The organism is Polynucleobacter sp. AP-Jannik-300A-C4, from assembly GCF_018688335.1.
Taxonomy (GTDB): domain Bacteria; phylum Pseudomonadota; class Gammaproteobacteria; order Burkholderiales; family Burkholderiaceae; genus Polynucleobacter.
Genome location: NZ_CP061316.1, coordinates 544,882 through 556,916, shown reverse-complemented (window position 1 = coordinate 556,916; position 12,035 = coordinate 544,882). Strand labels below are relative to the sequence as shown.

Annotated in this window: 11 protein-coding genes; 6 read left to right on the top strand and 5 right to left on the bottom strand. The window is 46.9% G+C overall.

The annotated features are described in order from the left end of the window. The first annotated feature begins 2 nt into the window (after window positions 1-2). Window positions 3-554 (top strand): TRAP transporter small permease subunit, encoded by a 552-nt coding sequence (locus FD975_RS02945; protein WP_215302975.1) that lies wholly within the window; start codon window positions 3-5, stop codon window positions 552-554. Further along, complete coding sequence (locus tag FD975_RS02940; protein ID WP_215302974.1) at window positions 551-2,083, top strand: TRAP transporter large permease subunit; 1,533 nt, start codon at window positions 551-553, stop codon at window positions 2,081-2,083. The genes FD975_RS02945 and FD975_RS02940 overlap by 4 nt, the downstream gene beginning before the upstream one ends. Window positions 2,084-2,129: 46 nt before the next feature. Here the strand turns inward: FD975_RS02940 and FD975_RS02935 are convergent, their stop codons facing one another. Genes FD975_RS02935 through FD975_RS02925 form a run of 3 tightly spaced genes read right to left on the bottom strand, consistent with a single transcriptional unit; the run spans window position 2,130 to window position 5,887 of the window. Further along, window positions 2,130-4,397 carry an arginine/lysine/ornithine decarboxylase gene (locus tag FD975_RS02935; RefSeq protein WP_215302973.1) on the bottom strand — a complete coding sequence of 756 codons (2,268 nt, stop codon included), beginning with the start codon at window positions 4,395-4,397 and terminating at the stop codon, window positions 2,130-2,132. Window positions 4,398-4,436: 39 nt separating this feature from the next. Continuing rightward, window positions 4,437-5,003: a dCTP deaminase gene (dcd, locus tag FD975_RS02930; RefSeq protein WP_041484826.1), complete on the bottom strand. Its 567-nt coding sequence runs from the start codon at window positions 5,001-5,003 to the stop codon at window positions 4,437-4,439. 41 nt (window positions 5,004-5,044) lie between these two features. Then, complete coding sequence (locus FD975_RS02925) at window positions 5,045-5,887, bottom strand: formate dehydrogenase accessory sulfurtransferase FdhD (RefSeq protein ID WP_215303789.1); 843 nt, start codon at window positions 5,885-5,887, stop codon at window positions 5,045-5,047. Between the two features lie 134 nt (window positions 5,888-6,021). Here FD975_RS02925 and metG point away from each other — a divergent pair, with 134 nt between their 5' ends. The 4 genes from metG (at window position 6,022) to panC (ending at window position 9,753) form a co-directional block, all read left to right on the top strand. After that, window positions 6,022-7,692 carry a methionine--tRNA ligase gene (gene metG / locus FD975_RS02920; RefSeq protein ID WP_215302971.1) on the top strand — a complete coding sequence of 557 codons (1,671 nt, stop codon included), beginning with the start codon at window positions 6,022-6,024 and terminating at the stop codon, window positions 7,690-7,692. Window positions 7,693-7,842: 150 nt separating this feature from the next. Next, complete coding sequence (locus tag FD975_RS02915) at window positions 7,843-8,031, top strand: DUF3460 family protein (protein WP_114692435.1); 189 nt, start codon at window positions 7,843-7,845, stop codon at window positions 8,029-8,031. Further along, the gene (locus tag FD975_RS02910; protein ID WP_215302964.1) at window positions 8,024-8,905 is read left to right on the top strand and encodes a ScpA family protein; all 882 of its coding nucleotides are present in this window, start codon (window positions 8,024-8,026) and stop codon (window positions 8,903-8,905) included. The genes FD975_RS02915 and FD975_RS02910 overlap by 8 nt, the downstream gene beginning before the upstream one ends. Then, entirely contained in the window at window positions 8,902-9,753 is an 852-nt protein-coding gene (panC, locus tag FD975_RS02905) for a pantoate--beta-alanine ligase (protein WP_215302962.1), read from the top strand. The genes FD975_RS02910 and panC overlap by 4 nt, the downstream gene beginning before the upstream one ends. An 18-nt stretch (window positions 9,754-9,771) precedes the next feature. Here panC and FD975_RS02900 read toward each other — a convergent pair whose 3' ends face one another. Further along, window positions 9,772-10,704, bottom strand: a complete 933-nt coding sequence (locus FD975_RS02900) for a methionyl-tRNA formyltransferase (RefSeq protein WP_215302960.1) — start codon at window positions 10,702-10,704, stop codon at window positions 9,772-9,774. A 1-nt stretch (window position 10,705) separates the two neighbouring features. Continuing rightward, complete coding sequence (gene frc, locus FD975_RS02895; protein WP_215302958.1) at window positions 10,706-11,953, bottom strand: formyl-CoA transferase; 1,248 nt, start codon at window positions 11,951-11,953, stop codon at window positions 10,706-10,708. Between the last annotated feature and the right edge of the window lie 82 nt (window positions 11,954-12,035).

Here is a 12,035-nt window from a genome sequence, read left to right as displayed (position 1 = left end):
GCATGGGCTTTTGGGGAACGCTCTCAACAGGAATTGACCGTCTAAATCAATTCTTGGGCAAAGCAGCCAGCATCATGATCTTGCTGTCTTGCGTAGTATCAGCTCTCAATGCACTACTCCGCTATAGCCTGGATATTAGTAACAACTGGCCGCTAGAATTGCAGTGGTACCTCTTTGCTGCTGCCGTAATGCTGGGTGCCGCATATACCCTCAAACGCAATGAACATGTTCGAGTCGATTTAATTTACTCGCAGGTTTCTGATCGCGGACGTATTTATATTGACCTCTTTGGTTTGATTGTCTTTTTAATGCCGGCCTGCATTCTGTTTACTTGGCTATCGTGGACCACTTTGTTTTATCCCTCATGGTTAGTCTCAGAGCATTCGCTCAATGCAGGCGGATTATTACGCTACCCGATTAAATTGGTTGTGCCATTTGGTTTTTTTATGTTGAGTCTGCAAGGCTTATCGGAAATCATTAAACGCATTGGCGCACTCCAAGGTAAAGAAACATTGCCTGTAGCCGATCTCCATTATGAAAAGCCCATGCAATGATTCCGCTTGAATGGATGCCGCCACTGATGTTTGGTGGATTGATTGTGTTTATGTTGATCGGCTTTCCAGTAGCCTTTTCTTTAATGGCTGCGGGATTGTTTTTTGCTTGCATAGCGATTACTGAGAATTTCTTTGGCATGCCTTTTTTGCAGGCCATTCCTCAGCGTATATTTGGCAGCGTCCTTGCTAACGACCTACTACTAGCAATTCCTTTTTTTACTTTTATGGGCGCCATTCTAGAGCGCTGCGGTCTTGCAGAAGAAATGCTGGACTCCATGGGTCAGCTCTTTGGGCGCATTCGCGGGGGTCTGGGTTACTCAGTCATTATTGTCGGATTCATTCTCGGGGCGATAACCGGTACTGTGGCCGCTCAGGTGATCGCCATGGCGATGATCTCCCTGCCTGTGATGATGCGTTATGGATATAACATGCGCTACGCTACGGGCGTTTTAGCGGCTTCTGGAACCATTACCCAACTAGTTCCACCATCTTTAGTGCTGATTGTCCTGGCTGACCAACTCAAAACTCAGAGTGGTAGTGCTGATGTGGGGAGCATGTACCTAGGCGCCTGGGGTCCATCTCTTTTACAAATTGCTCTTTTTGCTCTTTACACATTCTTCCTTGCTCGCTTTAGACCCGACTATCTACCCGCCGCCCCTGATAACGAACTCACCCTCACAGGCTGGGCACTCTGGAAAAAATGCCTCTTGGGAATCATTCCCTCGGCAGTACTGATTTTCTTGGTACTGGGAACCATCATGACTGGCATTGCCACTCCAACCGAGTCAGGCGCCATGGGTGCGATGGGTGCATTGCTTTTAGCCTGGATACGCAGAGCCAGCATCCCCAATCTCAAAGGATTGATTCAAGAGGCTTATCAAAACACGATGCGCATTACTGCCATGGTGGTCTTCATCTTGATTGGCTCCACTTGCTTCTCGGTTGTCTTCCAGGGCATTGATGGCGGCCACTGGATTGAAGAATTGTTTTCTAATCTGCCGGGGGGATGGGTTGGCTTCTTAGTGCTTGTGAATCTATTTGTATTCTTTTTGGCTTTCTTCTTGGACTTCTTTGAAATCGCCTTCATCGTTGTGCCTTTATTAGCACCAGTCGCAGTCAAACTACTTGCACCGGTTCTACTTGCCTCCATGAATGGCAATCCCCAGGCCGCAGCCAGTGCTGCACTGGTATGGTTTGGCGTCATGCTGTGCGTGAACATGCAAACCTCATTTATGCATCCACCGTTTGGATTTGCGCTGTTCTATCTTCGTGGGGTAGCACCGAAAGAAGTGAAGAGCAGTGACATCTATTGGGGCGCATTACCTTGGGTTGCCCTACAACTGATTATGGTAATTGTTGTAGCGGCATTCCCAGCACTAGTCACCACCTTCATGGATAAGCCTGCAGCAGTGGTCCAGAGTCAAGAATTTAACTTCACTGGAAGTGGTGAGGCTGAATCAGATACATCACCAAACAAGGCAGATGAAGATGCGCCAGTATTATTTCAACTGGATAAGCAAGGCAAATAAAAACCACCTACAGGTGGTTTTTATTTAGCAGGCATGCAGACGTACTTTACAAAGTAATATCCGGCTCCTGCCTTACACAATCAACGTAGTACTCACTTCGTCCATCGATATCTCCTTTAACCAGACCGTGAATATCGGTCTCAAAGCCTGGGAAGCGCTCATTGAAGTCACGAGCAAAGTAGAGATAGTCAATGATGCGTTTATTGAAGCGCTCGCCCGGGATGAGAAGTGGAATGCCTGGAGGATATGGAGTTACCAGCATTGCGGTAATCCGATCTTCTAATTGATCCAAGGGAACACGATCTACTTTTTTATGCGCCATCTTCGCCCAAGCTTCTGAAGGCATCATTGCGGGCACCATGTCTGAGGTGTACATCTCAGTCGTCATGCGAGCTACATTACGACTCTTGTAGAACTCATGAATTTGCTGGCAGATGTCTTTAAGACCAACCCGCTCATAGCGAGGATGTTTAGCCACAAACTCTGGGAGTACTTTCCACAATGGGGCATTCTTATCAAAGTGATCTTTAAATTGCTGTAGTTCGGTCACCAAAGTATTCCAACGGCCTTTAGTAATACCAATGGTGAACATGATGAAGAAGGAGTACAAGCCGCACTTCTCTACGATCACGCCGTGCTCAGCCAAGTACTTAGTAACAATACTTGCTGGGATACCCATTGAACCAAAGTTGCCCTCAACATCCAAACCAGGCGTCACTACAGTCGCCTTGATGGGGTCAAGCATATTGAAATCTTTGGCAACATTACCAAAATCATGCCAGCTTGCATTTGGCTCCAGAATCCAATCTGAACGCTCGCCAATGCCTTCTTCAGTTAAATGATCTGGGCCCCAGACCTTAAACCACCAGTCTGCACCAAACTTATCATCCACTTCGCGCATTGCGCGACGAAAATCCATTGCCTCTGCGATGGATTCTTCCACTAATGTTGTACCCCCAGGAGCTTCCATCATGGCAGCAGATACATCGCAAGAGGCAATGATGGCGTACTGCGGGCTGGTCGAGGTATGCATTAAGTAGGCTTCATTGAAGCAGTCGCGATCGAGCTTGTGCTCTTCTGCATCCTGCACCAATACTTGCGAAGCTTGAGAGAGGCCGGCCAATAACTTATGAGTTGATTGGGTAGCAAACATCAAACTCTTTTTGGTGCGCTTGCGATCTGCGCCGATAGCATGCATATCCTTATAAAAAGGGTGGAATGCAGCGTGCGGCAACCAAGCTTCATCAAAATGCAATGAGTCTACTTTTCCATCAAGCATCTCTTTAATCATCTCGACGTTATAGACAATACCGTCATAAGTACTTTGAGTGAGCGTCATGACGCGTGGCACTACGTTCTTATCTTTAATGAATGGGTTGGCATCAATTTTCTTCTTGATGTTCTTCCATTCAAACTCTTCTTTTGGAATCGGACCAATAATGCCCAGATGATTACGGGTTGGCATCAAGAAGATAGGAATCGCGCCCATCATCGTAATCGAATGAATCACTGACTTGTGACAATTACGGTCCACCAGCACCACATCACCAGGGGCAACAGTAGAGTGCCAAACAATTTTGTTTGATGTGGATGTGCCATTGGTTACAAAGAACAAATGATCAGTATTAAAGATACGCGCAGCGTTGCGCTCACTTTGCAATACAGGACCAGTGTGATCCAACAGCTGACCCAGTTCTTCCACCGCATTACAAACGTCAGCGCGGAGCATGTTCTCGCCAAAGAATTGATGGAACATGCGACCCACTGGGCTCTTCAAGAAAGCGACACCACCAGAGTGGCCCGGGCAATGCCAAGAGTAAGAGCCTTCAGATGCGTAATTAGTCAGCGCGCGGAAGAATGGCGGCGCTAATGAGTCTAGGTACACCTTCGCCTCACGAATAATATGACGCGCCACAAACTCTGGCGTATCTTCATTCATATGAATGAAACCATGTAACTCGCGCAAGATGTCATTTGGCATATGACGTGAAGTACGAGTCTCACCATATAAGAAGATTGGAATATCTTCATTACGCTTACGTACTTCAGTAATAAAGGCGCGCAAGTTATTTAATGCTGGCAAGTCATGGTCTTCAGAGTCAGAAACAAACTCTTCATCATCAATAGACACAATAAAGCTAGAGGCGCGGGATGCCTGCTGCGCAAAGGATGTGAGGTCTCCATAGCTAGTTAAGCCAATCACCTCCATACCTTCGTTTTCAATGGCTTCCGCTAAGTCGCGAATACCCGAACCTGAAATATTTTCAGAACGAAAGTCCTCATCAATAATGATGATTGGAAAACGAAATTTCATGAGTAGCCTTTAAATTCGCCAATACGGCGATTAAATAGATTAAGTCTTCGGCAAAGTTACGCCGACTTGGCCTTGATACTTACCGCCACGATCTTTGTACGATGTGCCGCACACTTCATCGCTTTCAAAGAACAAAACTTGTGCACATCCCTCACCGGCATAAATTTTTGCAGGTAATGGAGTCGTATTAGAAAACTCGAGTGTGACGTAACCTTCCCACTCCGGCTCAAATGGAGTGACGTTCACAATAATTCCGCAACGCGCATAAGTACTCTTACCAACGCACACTGTTAATACACTGCGCGGTATCTTGAAGTACTCAACGGTTCTTGCCAAGGCAAAAGAATTAGGAGGGATGATACAAACTGGTCCCTTGAAATCTACAAAGGATTGCTCGTCGAAATTCTTGGGATCAACGATAGTGCTATTGATGTTCGTGAAAATCTTGAACTCATCAGCGCAACGAATGTCATAGCCATAGCTTGAAGTGCCATAGCTCACGATTTTTTGCCCGGCGGCATCTTGGCGGACCTGCCCTGGTTCAAATGGGCTGATCATGCCTTGCTCGCCCATACGGCGGATCCAGTGGTCAGATTTAATAGTCATGGCCGAATTGTAAAACCATCGCAGGGCCTATGACCACGAATTTACAAGGTAGCAGGCAAGGAGGTAAAAATCACCCTCTCTGGGGCGTTGAAGATCTCAAAATGCTTGCCAGAGCAGCGGGATAAAAGTGTGAGATTGGTTTTGCGGGCAAGCTCCAAACCCATTAAGGTCACGCCAGAGCGGGTCAACAAGAAAGGAATGCCCATCTGAGCCCCTTTAATGACCATCTCCGAGGTGAGGCGCCCGGTAGTGAAAAAGATTAGGTCTTTGCCCTGCTTATCTGCCAGCCACATCAGGCCCGAGATTGAATCTACGGCGTTATGCCGCCCAACATCTTCGATGAAATGCAGAAGGCGGACATTATTGTTGCCATCACGCTCAAAAACAGCGCAGGCATGAACCGAACCCGATTTCTTATAGATGGTGTCATGAACTCGAATGCTGTCGATGAGGGCCACAATTGCCTCTTGGGTTAATTGAGGGCCGTCTGGCAATCTAATTTCTGCCATCTCCTCAATCAAGCCGCCAAACATCGTGCCCTGCCCGCAACCCGTAGTCACCACGCGCTTACTGGTAAGAGCATCAATGTCCACCGTGCTGCGATGGGTTTTAACGGCAGCTGAATCCGTCTCCCAGTCCACCTGAATACTAGCAATATCGTCTGGGGACTCTACTAGGCGCTGATTACGCAAATATCCCAATACGAGGGCTTCAGGGGCGCTCCCTAAGGTCATCAAGGTGACGACCTCTCGCTTATCCAAGTAAATGGTTAAAGGGCGCTCTCCAGGAATATGGGTGGTCTTAATGCGGCCTGCCTCATCCATGATCTGCACCTCGTGCACCAAGGGCACGGAAGCGTTAGACATCTGAATGTTGTGGGGCAAAGCCATAAAACGCCTCTTAAATAGGTTCAAATCGGTATTAACTTTAACCGCAGACTAAAATTAGTGCTGAAGTGAGGGCTCAAGCCCCATAATCTTGTATTCCCATTTGTTGAATTTATTTCTTTTAAGCCCGCATGAGTAGCCCCAAACGTCGCCTGCTAGTTACATCCGCCTTGCCTTACGCCAATGGCCAGATTCACATTGGGCATTTGGTGGAATATATCCAGACGGATATTTGGGTGCGCTTTCAGAGAATGCGTGGTCACGAAGTCCACTATGTTGGCGCTGATGACACCCACGGCACTCCAATCATGTTGCGTGCCGAAAAAGAGGGTCTTACTCCAAAAGCACTTATCGCCAATGTTTGGAAAGAACATAAGCGTGACTTTGATGATTTCTTAATTTCTTTCGATAACTATTACACGACAGATAGTCCCGAGAATGAAAAGCTATCTCAAAGCATTTATCTCAAGTTACGCGATGCTGGCTTGATTGAAATGCGCTCGATTGAGCAAGCGTATGACCCCGTTAAAGAGATGTTCTTGCCGGATCGCTTTATTAAAGGCGAATGCCCTAAGTGTGGTGCTAAAGATCAGTATGGCGATTCTTGTGAAAAGTGCGGAGCAACCTACTCCCCAACAGATTTAAAAAACCCGTTCTCTGTAGTGAGTGGTGCAACACCGATTAAAAAGGTTTCCGATCATTACTTCTTCAAACTATCCGATCCTCGCTGTGAAACTTTCTTGCGTGAGTGGACTCAAGTAAAAACTCCCTTACAACCTGAAGCTCGCAACAAAATGAAGGAATGGGTTGGCCAGCCAGGAGATAGCAAGCTTGGTGACTGGGACATCTCCCGTGATGCCCCCTACTTTGGCTTTGAAATCCCTGATGCGCCTGGCAAGTATTTCTATGTTTGGCTTGATGCGCCGATCGGCTACTACGCTAGCTTCCTCAACTACTGCCAGAGCAAAGACTTGAACTTTGAGGAATGGGTTAAGCCCGATACAACAACCGAGCAGTACCACTTTATTGGCAAAGACATTCTGTATTTCCACACACTCTTTTGGCCAGCAACTCTGCACTTCGCAGGCTACCGCACACCAACCAATGTATTTGCTCATGGCTTCCTCACTGTCGATGGCGAGAAAATGAGTAAGTCGCGTGGCACATTGATTTCTGCGCATAGCGTAATTGAATCTGGTTTTAATCCTGAGTGGTTCCGCTATTACTTTGCGACCAAACTAAATGACAGCATGGAAGATTTGGATTTAAACCTCCAAGACTTTGTTGCGCGAGTCAATAGCGATCTATTGGGCAAGTACATCAACATCGCAAGTCGTAGCGCTGGCTTCTTGGTGAAGCGTTTTGGCGGCGTGGTTTCTGATGCAGCAATGGACAATGCATTGCTTGCTGATATTAGATCCGCCAGTGAAAAAATTGCTGAGCTATATGAAGCTCGTGAATATGCCAAAGCACTACGTACCATCATGGAGCTGGCAGATAAGGTCAACGCCTTCGTTGATGAAAACAAGCCTTGGGAAATCGCCAAAGATCCGGGCCGAGAATCTGACTTGCAAGGAGTCTGCAGTGTGACCTTGGAGGCATTCCGCCTATTAAGTCTCTATCTCAAGCCGATCTTGCCTCAAGTCACAGCGGGAGTTGAGGACTTCCTCTCGGTCCCCACCATGACCTGGAATGACCTTAAAACGCCGCTCTCCAGCCAAAATCCAATCAAAGCCTACAAACACCTCATGAGCCGTGTCGAGGCGCCTCAAATCGAGGCTTTATTGGCTGCAAACCTATAAAAACAGCCTCAAAATGGCGAATTTCTAGGAATTAGCCAAAAAGTCGGCAGGTTTGTAGGGAAAATCGTTAATAATGATGGGCTAAGCAGTCAGTTGCTGCATGGTAATTTTTGCAAGTTATTGAATTAATTGAGAATTTTAGGAAATATGATGGCTAGGTATACATCCGAATTCACCCAGTTCTTAAATGAACTTAAATCTGAGAAACCGCACCTCGAGGCAGGTCAACAAGCTGGTCGCGCCCTCCTCTGGGATAAGGAACCTTTAACTACTGAAGATCAACGTCGCGCTAAAGCAGCCAAATTAAAGCAGCGCGCTTACGTCTACTCGAATGACTAACTCAGGTAGTTCCTTGGGATCTGAGCCAAGCGTTCAATCTGAGTTGCTCGATAGCACTCCGTCGGTTACCGATGGAATGTCTGCGGCATTCGCCAAGTTATATGGTGAGCCCTTATTTAAGCTCCCAACAGATCTCTACATTCCACCTGATGCCTTAGAGGTTTTTCTAGAGGCATTTGAAGGTCCGCTCGATCTCCTGCTTTACCTCATTCGCAAACAGAATTTCAACGTACTTGATATTCCGATGGCACAGGTGACCCAACAGTACCTGAGTTACATCGATCAAATCCGTCATCACAACCTAGAACTCGCTGCTGAGTACTTATTGATGGCCGCTATGTTGATCGAGATTAAATCGCGCATGCTATTGCCAATGAAGAAGGCTGATAGCGATGAAGAGGTTGAAGACCCACGTGCTGAACTGGTTCGCCGCCTCTTGGAATATGAGCGTATGAAGCTCGCTGCGCAAGATCTGGATCAAATTCCGCAGCATGGGCGTGACTTCCAAATCGCTCATGGGTATGTTGACACTACTGTTGCCGTCACCTGGCCTGAGGTCAATCAAGATGATCTACAAATGGCTTGGCGTGATGTGTTGCATCGTGCAAAACTCAATCAGCACCACACGATTACTCGTGAAGAGCTATCCGTACGCGATTTCATGACACGCATTCTGCGTCGCTTACAAAGCACTAAATTCGTCGAGTTCGGCGAGCTATTCGAAGAAGCCATTAAGTCTGGCAAAGGCATTCCGATAGTAATCGTCAACTTTATTGCGATGCTAGAGCTCTCTCGCGAAGCCTTAGTTGAAATTACTCAGGCTGAGCCATATGCGCCAATTTATGTGCGTCTCGCCTATACCCCTGTTGCATGAAAATAATTAGCGATATACAAGAGTTGCGTGACCACTTACGTGGACAAAATCGCGCTTCCTTTGTGCCGACCATGGGCAACCTCCATGAGGGTCACTTATCTCTCATGCGCCTTGCCAGACAACATGGTGATCCAGTTGTCGCTAGTATCTTTGTTAACCGCCTCCAGTTTGGACCAAATGAAGATTTTGATAGCTATCCGCGCACGATGCAGGCAGATATCGATAAGCTGGAAAAAGAAGGTGTGTATATCTTATTTGCACCAACTGAAAGAGACCTCTACCCACAGCCCCAAGAGTACCGTGTAGATCCGCCACAGCAGCTAGGCGACATCCTGGAAGGGGAGTTCCGCCCCGGCTTCTTTAAAGGTGTGTGCACTGTTGTACTCAAGCTTTTGTCTTGCGTCCAACCCAAAGTTGCAGTGTTTGGAAAAAAAGATTATCAACAGTTGATGATTATTCGTCAGATGGCAAAACAGTTTGCTCTCCCAGTCGAAATTATTCCTGGTGAAACGATTCGGGCTGAAGATGGTCTTGCCCTCTCCTCTCGCAATGGCTATCTCTCAGTTGAAGAGCGCGCAGAAGCGCCTGAGCTGCAGAAGGCTTTAAAGGAAGTCCGGGCACGCGTAATGGACTTAAGCGAGCGCAATGCGCATTCACTAATTGAGATTGAGAAGAATGCGGTAAATCTTCTGACTAGCCGTGGCTGGCAACCCGATTACATTGCGATTCGCCAGCAAAGCGATTTAGCACCAGCCTCAGATGAAAGCTTGCAAGCTGGCGAGCCGCTGGTGATTCTGACAGCTGCCAAGCTTGGTAAAACACGTTTGATTGATAACCTAGAAATTTAATTTCTAGGTTGTTGTGGCTTATAGTGCGAAGAAGTGCCCGATCTCTAAACTCAACTCTTTAGCTAATTCAGCACCCGTTACTTTTCCAGCAGCGCCTTTTGCCTTAAGGACTTCGATCTGCCCACCATGGCAGGCGACAAAGAATGAATCCAAATTTATTTGAGTGATTTCACCTGGCTTGCCTTTAACGGATCCAAAGGTAGCTGCTACATGCTTGTGGCAATCGTAGATCTGTACTTTTTGCTCGCCAAACTTAGTCCAAGCACCCGGTGCAGGATTGCATGCACGTATTAAGTTATAAATTTGAGTAATGTGAGTGGCCCAGTGGATTTGAGCAGCATTTGCATCAAACCAGCCTTCGTAATTCGCCTGCGATTCATCTTGAACAACTTCTTGATGCTTATTTGCAAGCACTAGATCAGCAGCCTCAAGAAGTGCTTTCACTCCAACTGGAAATAAGTGATCAAAGTAGACTTTACCCAATGTATCGTCAGGTCCAATAGCAACTTCTTTTTGCAAAATGATTTCACCCTCATCCAAACCATCAGATGGACGGAAGATTGTCAGGCCTGTTTTTTCTTCACCTAATGCAATTGCCCAATTAATGGCACTAGGACCACGGTACTTGGGCAATAAGGAAGGGTGATATTGAATCGTGCCATGCTTAGGAATTTTGCAAAGCTCTTGCGGCACAAACTGAAGCACATAGGCCATCACACAGATATCCGCCTGGCTATCAATCATTGCTTGCGCTGCTTCAGGGCCCTTGAGAGAGGCAAATTGCAAGGGGCTTAAGCCTCTTGCAATAGCCGCCTCTTTCAGCGCCTCAGGTTTGCTAGATTTTGGATTATCCGGCGGACAAAAAACGGCAACGACTTCGTCACCACGATCCAAAAAAGCCTCTAATGCCGCCTTACCAAAATCCGCACTTCCAATCAGCGCAACACGCATCTTAGATAACCTTATCGTGACGAAGACTAATCAACTCATCCGTTGAATAGCCGAGTTCGTGAAGGATCTCATCGGTATGCTCACCGAGTAGCGGCGAACGAGTTACATCCGTTGGGCTATCAGACATCTTGATTGGGTTACCAACAGTGAGGTATTTGCCGCGAATTGGGTGATCCACTTCAACAACAGTTCCAGTAGCGCGCAATGCCGGCTCTTCTGCGATCTCTTTCATCGACAAAATTGGACCACAAGGAATATCGTATTTGTTCAAGATATCCATGACTTCGAACTTCGTCTTTGTCATTGTCCATTTTTCGATTTCACCGAAAATTTCCATCAAATGTGGCAAGCGCGCCATTGGGGATGCAAATCGCACATCCGTAATCCAATCTTCTCGGTCGATTACCTTGCAAATCGCCTCCCAAACAGGGGCTTGTACGATGACATACATGTAGGAATTTGGATCTGTTTCCCAGCCTTTGCATTTCACAATCCAACCAGGCTGACCACCGCCTGAAGCATTACCTGCACGAGGCACTGAATCACCGAACTCTCCATTAGGGAACTGCGGGTACTCTTGCATCAAACCAACGCGCTCTAAGCGCTGTTGATCGCGCAACTTCACGCGGCACAAATTCAATACCGCATCTTGCATTGCTGCCAATACTTTTTGACCACGACCAGAGTGAGTGCGTTGATACAGTGCAGTCACAATTCCTAATGCTAAATGCAGGCCAGTACCACTGTCACCAATCTGCGCACCAGTCACCATAGGAGGGCCATCATCAAAACCAGTTGTTGACGCTGAACCGCCAGCACATTGAGCAACGTTTTCATAAACTTTGCAATCCTCGTAAGGACCAGGGCCAAAGCCTTTTACTGAAGCCATGATCATCATAGGATTGAGCTCTTGAATACGCTCCCAAGAAAAACCCATACGGTCTAGTGCGCCAGGAGCGAAGTTCTCAACAAGAACATCACACTCCTTAATCAAACGCTCCAGAATTTCCTTACCCTTTGGAGTTTTCGTATTGACAGTGATTGAACGCTTGTTGTGGTTCAACATGGTGAAATACAAACTATCTGCATCAGGGATATCGCGCAATTGACCACGAGTGGCATCGCCTTCACCTGATTTTTCTACTTTGATTACGTCTGCACCAAACCAAGCAAGCAACTGAGTACATGTTGGGCCAGATTGAACGTGTGTGAAGTCAAGAATTTTGACCCCTTCTAATGCTTTTGCCATGATTAAAGTCCTAATAAGATTGAAATTTTGAATTAAGCCAATTTTACCAGCGACGGATTGCGGTGCAACATGGCGTGCCTAT